This is a genomic window from Burkholderia sp. KCJ3K979 (assembly GCF_016759955.1).
Taxonomy (GTDB): Bacteria; Pseudomonadota; Gammaproteobacteria; order Burkholderiales; family Burkholderiaceae; genus Burkholderia; species Burkholderia orbicola.
The window spans coordinates 17,172-33,534 of record NZ_JACFYV010000032.1 but is presented as its reverse complement, the minus strand read 5'-3'; the positions used below and the strand labels follow the sequence as shown (position 1 = coordinate 33,534).

At 64.2% G+C, this 16,363-nt stretch carries 17 protein-coding genes; 4 read left to right on the top strand and 13 right to left on the bottom strand.

All coding sequences use genetic code 11. From position 1 onward, the window contains the following. The first annotated feature begins 123 nt into the window (after positions 1-123). Together H3O04_RS10395 and H3O04_RS10390 are read left to right on the top strand one after the other, a co-directional pair. Positions 124-1,044, top strand: a complete 921-nt coding sequence (locus tag H3O04_RS10395; RefSeq protein ID WP_011545621.1) for a bestrophin family protein — start codon at positions 124-126, stop codon at positions 1,042-1,044. Positions 1,045-1,137: 93 nt separating this feature from the next. Next, a complete protein-coding gene (locus tag H3O04_RS10390; protein ID WP_202587635.1) occupies positions 1,138-1,545 on the top strand; it encodes a VOC family protein in 408 nt (135 codons plus the stop codon). Between the two features lie 65 nt (positions 1,546-1,610). On the opposite strand, the gene H3O04_RS10385 is transcribed toward H3O04_RS10390, so the two are convergent. From H3O04_RS10385 to H3O04_RS10325, 13 genes are all read right to left on the bottom strand, one after another. After that, positions 1,611-2,333: a class II aldolase and adducin N-terminal domain-containing protein gene (locus H3O04_RS10385; protein ID WP_201317338.1), complete on the bottom strand. Its 723-nt coding sequence runs from the start codon at positions 2,331-2,333 to the stop codon at positions 1,611-1,613. Positions 2,334-2,489: 156 nt separating this feature from the next. Beyond that, positions 2,490-3,368 (bottom strand): amino acid ABC transporter ATP-binding protein, encoded by an 879-nt coding sequence (locus H3O04_RS10380; RefSeq protein WP_249192343.1) that lies wholly within the window; start codon positions 3,366-3,368, stop codon positions 2,490-2,492. A 186-nt stretch (positions 3,369-3,554) separates the two neighbouring features. Then, a complete protein-coding gene (argE, locus tag H3O04_RS10375) occupies positions 3,555-4,739 on the bottom strand; it encodes an acetylornithine deacetylase (RefSeq protein ID WP_202587634.1) in 1,185 nt (394 codons plus the stop codon). After that, on the bottom strand, positions 4,732-5,409 hold the full coding sequence (locus H3O04_RS10370; protein ID WP_202587633.1) for a DUF1028 domain-containing protein: 678 nt from the start codon (positions 5,407-5,409) through the stop codon (positions 4,732-4,734). Before H3O04_RS10370 ends, argE begins: the two co-directional genes overlap by 8 nt. Before the next feature lies 1 nt (position 5,410). Continuing rightward, entirely contained in the window at positions 5,411-5,857 is a 447-nt protein-coding gene (locus H3O04_RS10365; RefSeq protein WP_202587632.1) for a RidA family protein, read from the bottom strand. Positions 5,858-5,915: 58 nt separating this feature from the next. Beyond that, the gene (locus H3O04_RS10360) at positions 5,916-7,268 is read right to left on the bottom strand and encodes a flavin-containing monooxygenase (protein ID WP_202587631.1); all 1,353 of its coding nucleotides are present in this window, start codon (positions 7,266-7,268) and stop codon (positions 5,916-5,918) included. 405 nt (positions 7,269-7,673) lie between these two features. Continuing rightward, positions 7,674-8,507 (bottom strand): ABC transporter permease, encoded by an 834-nt coding sequence (locus tag H3O04_RS10355; RefSeq protein WP_077180490.1) that lies wholly within the window; start codon positions 8,505-8,507, stop codon positions 7,674-7,676. Between the two features lie 25 nt (positions 8,508-8,532). Next, positions 8,533-9,780, bottom strand: coding sequence for an ABC transporter permease (locus tag H3O04_RS10350; RefSeq protein WP_237666243.1), 1,248 nt, complete (start codon positions 9,778-9,780; stop codon positions 8,533-8,535). Positions 9,781-9,867: 87 nt separating this feature from the next. Continuing rightward, a complete protein-coding gene (locus H3O04_RS10345) occupies positions 9,868-10,932 on the bottom strand; it encodes an ABC transporter substrate-binding protein (protein WP_202587629.1) in 1,065 nt (354 codons plus the stop codon). Positions 10,933-10,934: 2 nt separating this feature from the next. Then, positions 10,935-12,113 carry an ABC transporter ATP-binding protein gene (locus H3O04_RS10340; protein WP_027812227.1) on the bottom strand — a complete coding sequence of 393 codons (1,179 nt, stop codon included), beginning with the start codon at positions 12,111-12,113 and terminating at the stop codon, positions 10,935-10,937. 49 nt (positions 12,114-12,162) lie between these two features. Continuing rightward, positions 12,163-13,311 carry an SRPBCC family protein gene (locus H3O04_RS10335; protein WP_202587628.1) on the bottom strand — a complete coding sequence of 383 codons (1,149 nt, stop codon included), beginning with the start codon at positions 13,309-13,311 and terminating at the stop codon, positions 12,163-12,165. A gap of 102 nt (positions 13,312-13,413) precedes the next feature. After that, the gene (locus H3O04_RS10330) at positions 13,414-14,352 is read right to left on the bottom strand and encodes a LysR family transcriptional regulator (RefSeq protein ID WP_027812229.1); all 939 of its coding nucleotides are present in this window, start codon (positions 14,350-14,352) and stop codon (positions 13,414-13,416) included. Positions 14,353-14,433: 81 nt separating this feature from the next. Beyond that, positions 14,434-14,784: a hypothetical protein gene (locus tag H3O04_RS10325; RefSeq protein ID WP_202587627.1), complete on the bottom strand. Its 351-nt coding sequence runs from the start codon at positions 14,782-14,784 to the stop codon at positions 14,434-14,436. 34 nt (positions 14,785-14,818) lie between these two features. On the opposite strand from H3O04_RS10325, the gene H3O04_RS10320 reads away from it, so the two are divergent. Together H3O04_RS10320 and H3O04_RS10315 are read left to right on the top strand one after the other, a co-directional pair. Continuing rightward, positions 14,819-15,646, top strand: a complete 828-nt coding sequence (locus H3O04_RS10320) for a transporter substrate-binding domain-containing protein (RefSeq protein ID WP_006481303.1) — start codon at positions 14,819-14,821, stop codon at positions 15,644-15,646. Positions 15,647-15,709: 63 nt separating this feature from the next. Then, positions 15,710-16,360, top strand: coding sequence for an amino acid ABC transporter permease (locus tag H3O04_RS10315; RefSeq protein WP_034175498.1), 651 nt, complete (start codon positions 15,710-15,712; stop codon positions 16,358-16,360). Positions 16,361-16,363 lie beyond the last annotated feature (3 nt).

The window sequence follows — 16,363 nt, the reverse complement described above, 5'->3', positions numbered from 1 at the left end:
CATCACGCGCAGCGCGGCGCCCGGCACCCGATAGAAAGCGGCCCGCCACGCGCGGGCCGTTGCACATCGGGTGAGCGCGCAACGGATTGCGTTGCGTATTCCTTTGGCAGTCGAGAAAACATCATGATCGTCAGACCACGACAGAACTGGCTCAGGATGCTGTTCGTATGGAACGGCTCCGTGCTGCAATCCATCATTCCGCAGCTCGTGTTCATGGCGATCGTCAGCACGCTGGCGGTCTTCACGAACGGGCGCATCTTCGGCGAGAAGATTCCGCTGAACACCGCGCCGTTCACGCTGTTCGGGCTCGCGCTCGCGATCTTCCTCGGGTTTCGCAACAACGCGAGCTTCGAGCGCTTCAAGGAGGCGCGGCATCTGTGGGGCAACCTGCTGATCGCCGCACGCGCCGTGACGTCGCAACTGCATCGCTACCTGCCCGACAGCGTGAGCGACGCCGAGCGCAACCGGCTCGCCGATCTGCTGATCGCGCTCGCGTATGCGCTGAAGCACCAACTGCGTCACACTGATCCCACCGACGACCTGGTGCGCATTCTCGGGGCGGAGCGCACGGCCGCGCTCGGGGGAAAATGCTACAAGCCGGTCGCGATCCTCGACGAACTGCGCGGCGGCATCGTTGGTGCGCTGGGGCGCGCGCCCGGCAGCGACGCGACCTGCTGGATGTTCGAGACGCAACTCGATGAACTCGGCAAGTCCGTCGGTGGTTGCGAGCGCATCCTGTCGACGCCGATTCCGTTTTCGTACAGCGTGCTGCTCCATCGCACCGTGTATGCGTATTGCGTGCTGCTGCCGTTCGGGCTCGTCGATTCGACGGAGTTCTTCACGCCGCTGATCTGCGTGTTCATTTCCTACACGCTGATCGCGCTCGAAGCGATCGCGAACGAAGTGGCCGAGCCGTTCGGCCTCGCGCCGAATGCGCTCGCGCTCGATGCGATCACGCGCACGATCGAGCGGTCGGTGCTCGAACTCGGCGATCGGCCGCTGCCGGAGGAGTTCGTGCCGGCGTCGACGTATCAGATCACGTAGGCGGCGTGGCCGGTAGTGTAGTCGCCCGTAAGGTTGATCGGCCGGACCGGGGAGAGGTGTGTAGACTCGGGCTCGTTCAACGGAGCCCACACCATGCAATTGCTTGATCACGTGTCGATCGGCGTGCCGGATATCGACCAGGCACGCCCTTTCTACGATGCCGTCATGGCTGCGCTGGGCGCAGCGAAGGTCTACGACCGGCCCACTGCGCTCGGTTACGGCGAACGTTGCCATGCGAACGACGTCACATCGACCTTTCTGGCGGTGTATCTGGATCCCGCCGAAGTCGGGACGAGCAAGCGGCACTGGTGTTTCAAGGCCGCATCGCGCGAGCAGGTGCATGCGTTTTTCGAGGCCGGCCTCGCGACGGGCGGCCAGTCCGACGGCGAGCCCGGATTGCGGCCGCAGTACCACGGCGACTACTACGCGGCTTTTCTGATCGATCCGGCCGGCAACCGGGTCGAGGCCGTGTGTCATGCGGCGGAGCGCGGGCGGCCGTGATGGCGGCGATGCCCTGCGGTCAGTGAATGTGTCAGGATTACCCGCGCCTGCCGATTCCCACCTTTTCAATCCCGATACGACGGCTCCTCGACGTCCAGGATGCGCTTCATCTCGTCGAAATGCGCGATCGAGAAGTCACGGAAGCCTTCCCAGTCACGCGCGGTCTTCTCGGCCACTTCGTCGGACAGCACGTTGAGCGGCTTGCCGGTCGCGTACGCGTTGACGAGAATCCGGCACGCGCGTTCGAGCGTGTACATGTCGTCGAACGCCTCGCCGATCGTCGATGCGGTCACCAGTACGCCGTGATTGCCCATCAGCAGACGGGACTTGTCCTTGAGCAGCGACACGAGGCGGGCGCCTTCGTCTTCGGTATCCGCCATGCCCGAGAATGCGGTGTCCAGCGCGACACGATTGAAATAGCGGGCGGTGTTCTGCTCGATGGGCGGGATGGTCGGATCGGACAACGTCGAGATCGCGGTGACATGGACGGGGTGCAGGTGCATGGCGACGCGTACGTGCGGCAGTTGCTGGTGCAACCGACCATGGATTGCCCACGCGGTCGGATCGATGCTGCCGTTTTCAAGGCTCGAGCGATCATCGGCATCCAGCAGCACCAGGTCGCTCGCGCGGATTCGCGAGAAGTGCATCCATTTGGGGTTCATCAGGAAGCGACGGCCGTCGTCGGAAACGGCGACGCTGAAGTGGTTCGCGACCGCTTCATGCATGCCGAGGCGGGCGAAGCAGCGGAAGGCGGCGGCGAGATCGGTGCGAAGCCGGGTTTCGTTCATATCGAAGTACGTGAGCGCAAGCGTTTCAAAAAGGGGGCGCCGGCAGGGGCGCGGGCCGCAAGTTCATGGATGGGCGCAGCGGAGTTGCCGAAAAGGTTCGACCGGTCGGGCGGCCGAGCGCCGGCCACGCCTCGATGCGTCGACCCGCTTGCCGTCTCAGGGCGGTCCTTCCGCGTCGGCCGTTGCGTCGTCCGATTTCCAGAACGCGTTGCGATCGCGATAGTTCTGCAGGAACTGCTGCAGCCGGGGGTTCGTGGAGCGGCGGAACACCTCGCCGGGCGCGCCGCTCACCGCGATCCGGCCATGGTCGAGAAACACGACGCGATCGGCCATCTGAGCGGCGAAGCCCATCTCGTGCGTGACGACGACCATCGTCATCCCGTCGCGCGCGAGCTGTTTCATGACCTGCAGCACTTCGCCGACGAGTTCCGGGTCCAGTGCGGAGGTCGGCTCGTCGAACAGCATCAGGTTCGGCTCCATCGCCAACGCGCGGGCGATCGCCACACGCTGCTGCTGGCCACCGGACAGTTTCGACGGATGGGTATCCGCCTTGTGGGACATGCCGACCATTTCGAGCATGCGGCCGCCGATGGCGTTCGCCTCGGTAACCGGCAGGCGGCGCACCCGCCGCAGCGCTTCGGTGACGTTGCCGAGCACGCTCATGTGCGGCCACAGGTTGAACTGCTGAAACACCATGCCGATGTTGCGGCGCACGCGGTTGATCTCGGCGTTCGACGCGCGCACGCGCGCGCCGTTGCGTTCGACGTAGCCGAGCATCTCGCCCCCGATCCGGATCTCGCCGTGATCGTAGGTTTCGAGGGCGGCCATGCAGCGCAGCAGCGTGCTCTTGCCGGACCCGGACGGGCCAATCAGGCAGACCACTTCGGATTGCGCGATCGACACATCGATTCCGCGCAGCACGTCGGTCTCGCCGAAACGTTTGTGCAGACCCTTGATTTCGACGAGCGGCATTGCGGACGCCCGGGCGAGCATGGCGGCAGGTACGCTTGCGGGGATGTCGCTGACTGCGTTCATGATTGCCTCGATCGGTTCGGGTCGTCGCGCCGTATTCACTCGTGTCGCGCGAAGGACGCAATGCAAGTTCGATGAGCGGACTTTACGTGGCCAATATTGAGTGGGAAAAAACTCTTTTCGAATGTCATTCGCAGTTTTTTCCAATGCAGCGCACCGGTGCCCGCCGTGCGCTCGACGGAATCGAAATCAGTCGGTGTCGCGATCGGTCGCTTCGGACGGGGCGAGATGTTCGGCCAGCCGCCGCAGCATCGCGTCGCAACCCTGCAGTTGGTCGACGCTCACGAACTCGTCCGGCTTGTGCCCCTGGTCCATGCTGCCCGGTCCGCACACGATGGTCGGAATGCCCGCCTGCTCGAACAGTCCGCCTTCCGTGCCGAACGCAACGGTGCCGAACGCGCTCGATCCGCTGAGTATCGACAGCAGGCGGGCCGCGTCGCCATCGTCCGGTGTCGACAGGCCCGGGTAGGCGGACAGCGGCTGCATCCGGATATCGCAATCCGCGTGAACCGCGCGCATCTTCGGCGTCAAGTGTTGCTCCGCATAGGCCTGCAATTCACTGGTCACTTCATCGGCGTCGAAGCCGGGCAGCGTGCGGACCTCGAAATCGAATTCGCATGCGTCGGGCACGATGTTCAACGCCTTGCCGCCGTGGATCAGACCCGTCTGGACCGTCGAGAACGGCGGATCGAAGCGAGGGTCGTGATGCTCCGGTTGCGCGAGGCGCTCGCCGATTTCCTCCAGCCGGTTGACCAGACGCGAAGCATACTGAATCGCATTGACGCCATACGGCGCATACGCGGAATGACACGCGGCGCCTTTGACGTGGCAGCGCATCGCCAGTTTGCCCTTGTGGCCGAGCACCGGTTTCAATTCGGTCGGCTCGCCGATCACGCACAGCACCGGCCGATGCGGGCGCTTCGCGAGTTCGGCCAGCATCGGCCGCACGCCGAGGCAGCCGATCTCCTCGTCGTACGAGAACGCGAGATGGATCGGCAACGACAATCGACGCGCGACGAACATCGGTACCGCGGCCAGTACCGACGCGAGAAAGCCCTTCATGTCCGCGGTGCCGCGGCCATACAGCCGGCCGTCGCGTTCGCTCATCCGAAACGGCTCGACGGTCCATGCCTGGCCGTCGGCGGGCACCACGTCCGTATGACCCGAAAGCACGATACCGCCGCGCTCGCGTGGTCCGATCGTGGCGAACAGGTTCGCTTTGCTGCGCGCGTCGTTGTAGAACAGTTCGCTGTCTACGCCGTAGCCCGCCAGATAGTCGCGGATGAACTCGATCATCGCGAGGTTCGAGTGCCGACTGACCGTATCGAAGCCGATCAGTTCGGCGAGCAGCGTGCGGCTGGTCGGGTCACTCATCGCCGGGTACGCCGTATTTCGGTGCGGTCGTCGGATCGAGTGCACGCGTCACGTAGTCCTGCATCTGCGGACGGTATGCATGCCACAGCGCGACGAGCGCCGCGATCGGGGCGTCGTCGGTCCAGTCGACCCGCAGATCGACGAGCGGCCATACCTGCGTATCGACGATCTGCAACGCGGCCGAATGCACCGGGCCGGCTTCTCCGCCTGCGTCGATCGCCGCCTGCATCGCCGCGAGCAGACGGTCGGCGAGCGGGCCGGGCGTCGTCTCGAATGCAGGCACCATCGCGGAGATCACGTCCTGACTGGCGAGCATGTTGCCCGCGGCGACACACTGTCTGCCCGCCACCGCGTGATGCAGGCCCAGCGCTTGCGCGCCGGTCTGGAATGCCGTGCGGCCCTGCGCATCGACGACCGTGACCTGCCGATAGTCGCGCCAGCGATCGGTGGCGAGCGCGGCTTCGAGCGCCTGCGCGGGATCGGTCGCGCAGGCGCCGAGCAGGTCGAGCACCTGTGGGCCGAGCGACGGCAGCGTGACGTTCTGCGTCGCCACGGCGCCCGCCCCGGTGCGAACCCACGGGCAGCGTGCGCCCACTGCGATGCTCGAGGAGCTGATTGCGACGCCGAGTTGTCCGGTTTCGGCACATCTTCCGACGATCGAGAATGTCATGTCAGGCTCCGGCAGCAGGGGTCGGCTGCCAGTTGTCGGGAATCACGGCGATGACGTCGATTTCCATCAGCCACTCCGGCTGGCCGAGCGCGCTGACCACGAGGCCGGTCGAGATCGGATAGACGCCCTTGAGCCACTTGCCGACGACCTGATAGACCGGCTCGCGATAACGCGGATCGATCAGATACGTGGTGGTCTTGACGATATGCGAGAGGTCGCTGCCGGCTTCCTCGAGCAGTTGCTTGACGTTCTTCATGGCCTGTTCGGTCTGCGCGCGCGGATCGCCCAGGCCGATCAGATTGCCGTCGAAGTCGGTGCCGATCTGGCCGCGCACATAGACCGTGTTGCCGGCCCGGACGGCCTGGCACAGATCGTTGTCCAGCGTCTGGTTCGGATAGGTATCTTTCGTGTTGAACATCCGGATACGGGTGTGGGTCGGCTGGCTCATCGTCATGCATTCCTGAAGGAGGGTTCGGTGGGCGGTACGGTGCGCACCGGTCGGGCGTTCAGTGCGCGGCGGCGCTGGTCGGCATCGGGCTCGGGACTACCTGCTCGACACCATGATCGCCGGCGGGCGGCGCGGCGGGGATGTTCCGTTGCGCGGCGGCCTCGTGATAGTGCTGGTAGCTGCGCTGCGTCGCGATATGTCCGGCCACATGTTTGGCGTCGTGCCAGACGCCCCAGATGAACGCGGAGCCGCGCCGCGATAGCCACGGCAGACCGAGGAAATAGAGTCCGGGCTCGCTTGCGACGCCGCGCTGATGTTTCGGCTTGCCGTTCTCGTCGAAGGCGTCGACCTGCAGCCAGCCGAAGTCGTTCGCGTAGCCGGTTGCCCAGATGATCGACGTGACGCCTGCCGCGGCGAGGTCGAGTTGCGTGAGCGGTTCGGTGAGGCATGGCGGGTCGGCGGGAATGCGACGGGCTTCGGGCTCCTCCGGCAGATCGAGACCGTTGCTGGCGGCGTACGCGTCGGCAGCGTCCAGCAGCGACAGATAGTTTTCGTCGCCGGCCGCGATGTTGGCCGCGAGATCCGCTTCGAACGTGACGGTGCCCCGATCGAAGGCGCGGGTCACGCCGACCAGCGTCACACCGTCGTGCGCGAGACGGCGGAAGTCGACCGTGTGACCGCCGTCCGCGCCGCTCACGGCGATCGTCACGTGCGACCGGCCGGGGCGCATCGTTTCCATGTCCCACAGACCCAGTACGCCAAGCCACCAGCAGAAATCGCGACCGCGATACGCGCGCGGCGGACGGTCGTGAGGACCGACGGACAGATAGACCTGACGGCCCGAGCGTTGCAGTTCGGCCGCGATCTGGACGCCCGACGAACCCGCGCCGACGACGAGCACGTTGCCGGCGGGTAGTTGCGCGGGATTGCGGTAGTCGGCGGAATGAATCTGCGTCAGGCGCGCGTCGGTGGGTGCGATGGCCGGAATGACCGGGCACTGGAACGGGCCGGTCGCGACCACGACGCGGTTCGCATGGAAGGTGCCATCCGATGTCTCGACGACAAAGCCCTGCCGGCCGCTCTCGCGAACCACGCGCTTGACGTCGACGCCGGTGCGAATCGGCGCGTCGATCATGCGCGCGTAGTCGACGAAATACTCGGCCATCTGATCCTTCGTTGCGAACCCGTCCGCATCGACGCCGCGGATATGCATGTTGGGAAAGCGGTCATGCCATGCCGGGCCGTTCGCCACCAGCGAATCCCAGCGCGCGGTGCGCCAACGCTCCGCGATGCGATCGCGTTCCAGCACGAGATGCGGCACGCCGAGCGCACCGAGGTGTTCGCTCATCGCAACACCGGCCTGTCCGGCGCCGACCACCAGCGTATCGATTGATGTGACTTCGACGGTCATGTTGGTTCTTCCTGGTGCGTATCGATTTGGTATTCATGGACTGACAAGTCCGTTTCACCGCAATTTGCCGCAATGGTCGCGATACGATCGCGTGACGCAATCGTGCCGTTCAGGCGCAGAATCTGAAATGCCTCGGTAGTCCGAAGCGATGTGCGTCGTGTTGAAGAAAATCTACGCCGGTACACTGAATCTGAAAAATATATTTAAAAAATGAATTGCATCCGGTTTGCCTATGCAGATGCGTGCGTATCGACCGGTAATGAACGGAACGCAGGCGCGTGGCCGCGGCAAAAAGACGCCGGGGTCGCCATCGAATCAGGGAAAAGGAAGGAGGCGGACGCAACCCAACGTACGACACCGACGGCATTGGCTCAGGGTGACTTTCACCTGCGCGGCAGACGGCGGCTAGGCCGCTTCGCGCGCCGCGCTCGAGGCCTGCGCGCGGCCACGCAGCCAGTTGATGCTGGTGAAGAGCAGAATCGCGAACACGATCAACACGGTGGCGACGGCGAGGATCGACGGATCGATCTGGTCGCGAATGCCGCTCCACATCTGCCGGGGCACGGTGCGTTGATCGGGACCGCCGATGAAGAGGATCACGATCACTTCGTCGAACGACGTCGCGAATGCGAACACGGCGCCAGTGGCAACCGCCGGCAGGATCAGCGGCAGCGTCACGCGGCGAAAGGTCGTCCACGGCGCGGCCCCGAGATTGGCGGCGGCGCGCAGCAGGCTCTGGTCGAACGACAGCAACGACGCGGTCACGGTAATCACGACAAACGGCGTGCCGAGTGCCGCATGCGCAAGGATCACACCCGGGTAGGAGTTGACGAGCCCGAGCGGCGCGAAGATCAGATAGAAGCCGGCCGCGACCACGACGATCGGTATGATCATGGGCGAAATCAGGATCGGCATGATCAGCGAGCGGAACGGAAAGTTGTCGCGCGCGAGACCGATCGCGGCGAGCGTGCCGAGACTCGTTGCAATCGCGGTCGACGCCGCGCCGATGGCCATGCTGTTCAGAAATGCCCGCTGCCAGTCAGGGCTTCCGAATGCCTGCGCGTACCAGCGCAGCGAGAAGCCTTCCATCGGGTATGAAAAATACGCGCCCGAATTGAACGACAGCGGAATGATCACGAGGATCGGCGCAACCAGGAAGAACAGCACGATCGCGCAGTGGATGCGCACACCGGCAGTAGCAATGCGCGTCGACGGCAGGCTGTTGGGATTCACGGACACGATGCGGCTCCAGTGACGCCGGGCGTCAGCCGAACCGGAGCCGGTCGATGCCGACGAGCCGGTTGAAGATGAAATAGAACACGGCGGTGAAGATCACGAGATACGCGGACAGCGCACCGGCCAGCCCCCAGTTGAGCAGATCGTTGGTTTGCGACGCGATCAGCTGGCTGATCATCTCGTCGCCAGCGCCGCCGAGCAGGGCGGGCGTAATGTAGTAACCGAGCGCCAGCACGAACACGAGAAAGCACCCGGCGCCGATGCCCGGCAGCGTCTGGGGCACGTACACGCGAAAGAACGCGACGACCGGGTGCGCCCCGAGCGATTGCGCGGCGCGCATGTAGATCGGCGGCACGCTTTTCATCACCGAGTAAATCGCGAGAATCATGTAGGGCAACAGCACGTGCGTCATGCCGATCAGCACCCCGGCGCGGTTGAAGATCAACGGCAGCGGATGGTCGACGACATGCAGCGCGAGCAGTACGCGGTTGACCACACCGCCCGGTTGCAGCAGTACGTACCACGCGGTCGTGCGGACCAGCAGCGAGGTCCAGAACGGCACGATCACGAACAGCATCAGCAGGTTGCCCTGCTTCGCAGGCAGGTTGGCGAGCAGCCACGATACCGGGTACGCGAGCAGCAGGCACAGCAGCGTGACCGTGGCGCTGATCGACACCGTGCGCATGAACGCGGTGCGGTAGACCGCGCTGTTCGCAGGCACCGAATGGACGGCGCCGTCGGGGGATACCTGTGCGTCGAGCCCGTTCAACAGATAGTCCGGCGTCCATGACGATGCCGCGCGTTTCAGCAGGCGCCAGGTTTCGGGCTGGTTCCAGCGCTCGTCGGCGGCCAGCAGGACGGGCTTCCATGCCGTGACCGCATCCTGAGCGCGTACCGTGCGTGCCGACTTCAGCAGCAGCGTGCGGAACTCGGGCTGGTAGAAGTTCATCCGGCGCGCCACGTCGCCGAGCGTGCCGGCGTCGCCGGCGCTTTTCAGTCCGCCGGCGAGGGCGGCGAATACCGGCTCGTCCGGCACGCCGTGGCCGTCCCAGTGTCGCAGCGTTTGCGCGAACGACGGCATCGCGCCGGACAGTTCCGGATTGCGCACGCTGCGGGCCAGCAGCGAAGCGATCGGCGCGATGAACGTGGCGAGCAGGAACACGAGCAGGGGCAGCGTCAATAGCAGCGCGCGTAACGCCGCCTTGCGCCGCGCCTGCCGGTATTTGACGGCGTGCTCTGTCGCGAGCGCGGGGCCTGCCGCCGTCATGGGAAGCATTGACGAGTTGTTCATCTGGACTCCGGAGCGACGCGCCCGGCACGGGACGCGTCGCGTAATACCACTACGACGTCATGGAGCGGCGCATTACTGGCCGAGCCATGTCTGGAAGCGCTTGGTCAGCGCATCGCCGCTGTCGGCCCAGAAATTCGCGTCGATCTGGATCGGTCGCTTGAAGTTGGCGGGCGCGGTCGGCAGGTCGGCAAGGCGCGCCTTGTCGATCAACGGCAACGATGCCTTGCGCGGCGGCGCGTAAGCGATGTACTTCGACAGATCCGCGTATGCCTGCGGCTGCGCCGATGCAGCGATGAACTGCTTCGCGGCCGCGGCGTGCTTCGCACCCTTCGGCACACCCCACCATTCATAGTCGTACACCTGCGCGTCCCAGACGATCTTGAACGGCTTCTTGTCCTGGTGAACGGCGCTGTCGATGCGGCCGTTGTAGGCCTGCACCATCGTCACCGCGCCGTCCGCGAGCAACTGCGGGGCTTGCGCACCGGCTTCCCACCACACGATGTTCGACTTGATCGTATCGAGCTTCGCAAACGCACGGTCGACGCCGGCCGGGGTCGCGAGCACCTTGTAGACGTCGGCCGGGGCCACGCCGTCGGCGACCAGCGCCCATTCGAGCGTGACCTTCGGCGACTTTCTCAGGCCGCGCTTGCCCGGGAATTTCTTCAGGTCGAAGAAGTCCGCGATGCGGGTCGGGGCGGTCTTCAGCTTGGACGCATCGTACGCATACACGGTCGACCAGACCATCGCGGCCACCGAGCATTCGCGCAGCGCGCCCGGCAGGAAATCCGACGTGTTGCCGATCGTCTTGCTGTCCAGCTTGTCGAGCAGACCTTCGTCGCAGGCGTTGATCGCGTCGTTGATCTCCATGTCGATCAGGTCCCAAGTCGGGTTCTTCGCCTGTTCCATGGCCTGCAGCTTGGCCAGGCCGCCGTCGTACGACTCGGTCTGGAACTGGGTGCCGGTCTTCGCGGTGAACGGCTCGAACCATGCGTGGCGAGCGGCCGTTTCATAGGCGCCGCCGAATGTCACGACGGACAGCGTATCCGCGGCGTGAGCGGCAGACAGCGCGGAAAAGGCGCCGAGTGCGGCGACAGCCGCGATCGTGCGGGGCAGGGACGCGTAGCGAGGGTTTTGCATTATCAGGCTCCAGAGGCGATGGGCACGGCAACAGGCGGGATGGGTAAGCGAACGGCGGAGCTTGCGACGCGGGGGATGGCGGATGGCGACAGCACCTTGCAGTCGTCCGGGCGCCATACGATCGTCGCGGTTGCGCCGATCGGCGGCAGCGCGACGAGGCGCGTGTTGGGGACCTTGACGACCATCGTGTCGCCGCTGTCGAGTTGCAGCTGCACGCGATGATGATCGCCGCAATACACGATGTCGCGCACGGTCGCGGCGAGTGCGTTCGATCCCGCCGGCACGTTCGCGGTTTCGGCGATACCGAGGACCTGCGCGCGCTCGGGGCGCAGCGCGAGCGTGGCGTCGTCGCCTGCCTCGACCTGGTTGCCGCGGCGACCGCGGATCGTGATACCGCCACGAAGCTGAAGCACGGCCCATTCGCCATCGAGCGCGCTGACGCGCCCGGCGAGACCGTTGTTCTCGCCGACGAAGTTCGCGACGAAGGCGTTCTGCGCGTTTTCGTACAGCTCGGTCGGCGTCGCGGCCTGCTGGATGCGTCCGTCGGAGAACACGGCGACGCGATTCGACATGGTCAGCGCTTCGTTCTGATCGTGCGTCACATAGACGATCGTGAGCGACAGATCGCGATGCAGCCGCATGATTTCGTACTGCATCGTTTCGCGGAGCCGTTTGTCGAGCGCGCCGAGCGGTTCGTCCATCAGCACCACGCGAGGCTCGAATACCAGGGCGCGGGCCAGCGCAACGCGCTGCTGCTGGCCGCCCGACAACTGCGCGGGACGTCGCGATGCGAGATGCGACAACTCCACCATGTCGAGCGCGCGTTGCACGCGCTGTTTGCGCTCCTCGCGAGCGGTCTTGCGCACCGATAGCGGAAACGCGACGTTCTCGGCGATCGTCAGGTGCGGGAACAGCGCGTAGTTCTGGAACACCATGCCGATGTCGCGCTGGTGCGGCGGCTTGTCATCGAGGCGATGACCGTCGAGCAGGATGGTGCCGTCGGTCGGGGTCTCGAAACCGGCGAGCATCATCAGCGTGGTGGTCTTGCCGGAGCCGGACGGTCCCAGCAGCGAGACGAATTCACCCCGGGCGATGTCGAGATCGAGACCGTCGACAACCGCATGCCGGCCGTCGTAGGACTTGCTGACGCCGACGAACGAAATGTAGGGTTGACTGGTCATCGTGAGCTTCAATGAGGTGACGTGGGTGGCGAGTCGTTTGCGTGCGGCTTCAGACGGCGACGTGCGACGCCAGATAGCGCGCGAAGTCGTAGTTCGGCCGTTCCAGATGACTCAGGTGACCGGGCTTCGCAAGCGGGGCATGCACGCCGCGGAACACGGCCTCGACGCCGCGCCGGTCTTCGAGATTGACTTCGTCGAGCAGCTTCTTCAGCGCCGCCATGTATTCGGCTGCCTTCGGGTCGTCGATGAATTCCGGCGACAGGCCGCCGCCGAAGCGGATATGCACGCGATCCACGCCCAGCGGCTGAAGCACGAGATACCAGAAATAGCCCGGCGTCAGCGTGACGAGATGGGTCGGGTAGATCGCGAGGAGCGCTGTCGTCTTGCGCCATTGGCCTTGCAGGCGGGTATTGTCCGGATGCGCATTGCCGATCGGCAGCGAGGCCTCTTTCGTGATCCAGTGATAGTTGAATGCAGGAAGTCCGGGCGGGCACTCCATCTCGTCGAGCCTCGAATGCGGGCCCACCGTCGCGCGATGCAGCATCGGCAGGTGATAGCTCTCCATGAAATTTTCCGCGAGGATCTTCCAGTTGGTGTCCCACACGTGTTCTTCGTGGAAGGTCTCGACATACGACGCCATGTCGTAATTGACGATCAATTCGTCGAGCTCCTTCAATCGGGCGGCGACAGGTGACGCCTCCTCATTGAGCGTGACGTAGACCCAGCCCTGCCAGATCTCGCAGCGAACCTGCGGAAGCTTGTAGCTGTCCTTACAGAAACCGTCCTGCCTGTCCATCATCGGTGCAGCGCGCAGATCGCCGTCCAGCGAGTAATTCCACGCGTGATACGGACAAACGATCCGGCGCACATTGCCCCGGCCTTCGAGCAGGGTGGACATGCGGTGCAGGCATACGTTCGACATTGCACGCAGTGTGCCGTCGTCGCGGCGGATCACGATAATCGGCTGGCCGGCGATCTCCGCGGTCAGGTAGTCGCCCGGATTCGGCAGTGCGCTCGCGCGGCCCATGCACAGCCATTCGTTGCGAAAGAGGGTTTGCTGTTCCCGCTCGAGGAATTCGGGTGATGTGTAGACTCCCGGTGGCATCGCACGAGCGTCGCCGAAGTCGCGTTCACAATTGGTTTTCAGGTCGCGGACGATCACGTCGATAGACCGCGCTGCCGTAGGGATGGAACGCATCGTGCCTCCTGGAAACGTTGAAACCGATCACATTGAAGACCAATTTAACAAGTCCAATAAAGAGTCGAAATATTCTTTTCGGATGCAACAAGAAGTTTTTCCCTATGCAGTCGGCGTTGCCTGGACGTGCACCTGAGGGATGTAGGTTTCGCAGAATTGCGCGAAGCGCGTGACGAGCTGGCGGGGTTTCATGCTGCGCGACATCGCGATGCCGAGGGTGATCGCCGCGACCTCGTCGCGAAACGGACGGACCGCGAAAGTCGCACCATCGACGGTGCGGGTCGAACGAAGCGGGAAGTTCAGGATGCTGTAGCCGAGGCCGTTGGCCACCATGCCGCGCACGACTTCCGGCTGCGAGGAACGGAACGTCGGCGACGGGCGGCGGCCAAGCGGATCGAACAATCCGGCAAAGTACTCGCGACTGTGCGGCAGGTCGAGCAGAACATACGGTTCGTTGAGCAAATCGGCGAGGGCGACTTTCTTGCTGCGCGCGAGCTTGTGTTCGAGCGGCAGAATGGCATACGGCGGCAGCGTGACGAGCGGCGTGAACGAAATGTCGTCGGCAATATCGAGGCTATAAGTGAGCGCCATGTCCAGCGTGCCGTTGCTCAGTGCCGACAGCAGGTCGTCCTGGTTTGCCTCCATCGTGCGGAAGCCGATACCGCTGTGCTCGGAAACGAAGCGGCTCATCAATGCCGGCATCAACGGCGGCGCCAGCGAGACGAGGCAGCCCAGCGCGATCGTGCCCGACATGCCGCCATCCATCTCGCGTGCCATCGTCTGCAGTTCTTCCGCGTTCTTCAGCAGGTTGCGAACCTGACCGAGCACGTCGCGTCCCGCGGGCGTCAACGACACACCGCTCGCACGATGGCGGATAAAGAGCTGAATGCCGAATGAAGATTCCAGTTCGCCTATCGATGTGGAGATCGACGGCTGGGAGATGTGCAACTGGCGTGCGGCGGCGGTAAACGACAGGGTTTCCGCGGTGACCACGAAGTAGCGCAATTGGCGCAACGAATAGCGCAACGCAATGTTTTCCATGAAGCGTGGCTCGCAAAGTATCGGATCGGAAACGGCTCGCAACGCGAGGCGCGCTGCCATTTTGCATAGTCAAAAAGAGGGTTATCGAAAATCTGCATCATTTTTTTCCATGCGCATTGGGGCGGGCGTTCGAGGGGCGGCTGGACGCTTCTGTTCGTGCACCGTGTGATCAAAGGGATGAGTCGCGCTGGTGCATGGCGCGACAAAACCGTGCAAGCCGTTCACCACGCAATGAATCGGCAGACGATTGACGGCATGTGCGATCCGCGTCGCCGACACCGCGAGGCGGCGCAGCGTCGTTGAAAACAGCGTGCATAGGGAAAAGCTTTTCGGTGGATCGGAAAACAATATTTCTGGCGATAAATTGACCGCATAAATTGCGTTGACGGCGGATGCGCCGGGCGATGACCGGGCAGGCGTCAATCCGGTCATCCAGTCACTTTTCGATTCGAACGGAACACGTCAGATGAAACGATCCAAGTCCTGTACTTCGCTGTTCGTGGCATTGATCCTCGCGGCAGCCAGCGTGGCCGCACATGCCGAGAGCCTGCTCGATCGCGTCAAGCAGCACGGCGAGCTGGTGGTGGGGACCGAAATGCAGTTCGCGCCGTTCGATTTCCTCGAAAACGGCCAGCAGGCCGGCTTCAACAAGGCGCTGTTCGCGGCCGTGGGCCAGATCATCGGCGTGAAAGTACGCTTCATCGATCTGCCGTGGGAAAGCGTGCTGCCCGGGCTCGACGCGGGCAAGTTCGACATGGTCGCGGGGCCGCTGACCGTCACGAAGGCGCGCATGGAGCGCTATGCGTTCTCGTTGCCGATCGCGGAAGCCACCGATGCATTGCTGAAGCGAACCGGCGACGGCAGTCTCAAGACCTCTGCCGATATCGCGGGTAAAGTGGTTGGCGCAGGCAAGGGCAGCGCGCAGCTCGAGCAGTTGAAGAGCTACGCGGCGACGCTGCCGAAGCCGCCGACGATCCGCGAATACGTCGACAACAACCAGGCGTATGCAGACCTCGCAACCGGGCGCATCGTCGCCGTCGCCAACTCGCTGACCAACATCGCGTATGTCGCGAAGCAGCGCCCGGCGGTGTTCTCGGTGGTGCAACCCGCGTTCGGCGCAAAAGTCTACTTCGCCTATGCGCTGCGCAAGGATGCGGACAGCGCGTCGCTGGCCAATGCGTTCAACGCGGCGCTCGTCGCGTTGAACAAGAACGGCACGCTTGCGACACTGCAGCACAAATGGCTCGGCGTCGCGACCGCAATGCCGGCCGAGATGCCCACGCCGAACTATTGAGTGCCACGTCCGGGCAGCAGCATCGATACGCTACCGCCGGGCAACCCTACCGGGCAACCTGCCATGTTCAGCCTGAACACCTTCATCGACGGCCTGCCGTTGCTGTTCCACGCGGCGCTGATGACGCTCGAAGTCTCCGCAGCCGGGCTGGTGCTTGGCTTCTGCATCGGCCTCGTGGTCTGCTGCGGACGGCTTGCACCGCACGTTGCGATTCGTACCGCTGCCGGTGCGTATGTCCGGGTGTTTCGCGGGGTGCCGCTGCTCGTGCAACTGCTGCTCGTCTACTACTTCCTGCCGTTCGTGGGCCTCAATGTGCCGCCCGTGATGGCGGCCGTCAGTGCCGTGTCGCTGTGCTCTGCCGCGTATATCGCCGAAATTCTCCGTGGCGGATTCGCGAATCTCCCGAAGGGCCAGCTCGAGGCGGCGACGATGCTCGGGTTCTCGGCAACAGATCGTCTGTGGAGGATCCAGGTGCCGCAGGCCGTGCGGATGACTCTGCCCTCGCTCGTCAACGAAATGGTGCTGCTGATCAAGGCGTCGTCGCTCGTCTCCGTGGTCGGGGTGGCGGAGATCACGCGAACCGCGCAGAACATCGCCGCCAGCACGTATCAGCCGCTCGAGGCTTATGTTGCGGCCGGGATGATCTATTTTCTGCTCTGCGGTTCGCTGGCATTGATCGCGCATGGCGCGGAGCGACGCCTGCGCGCGGCATGACGC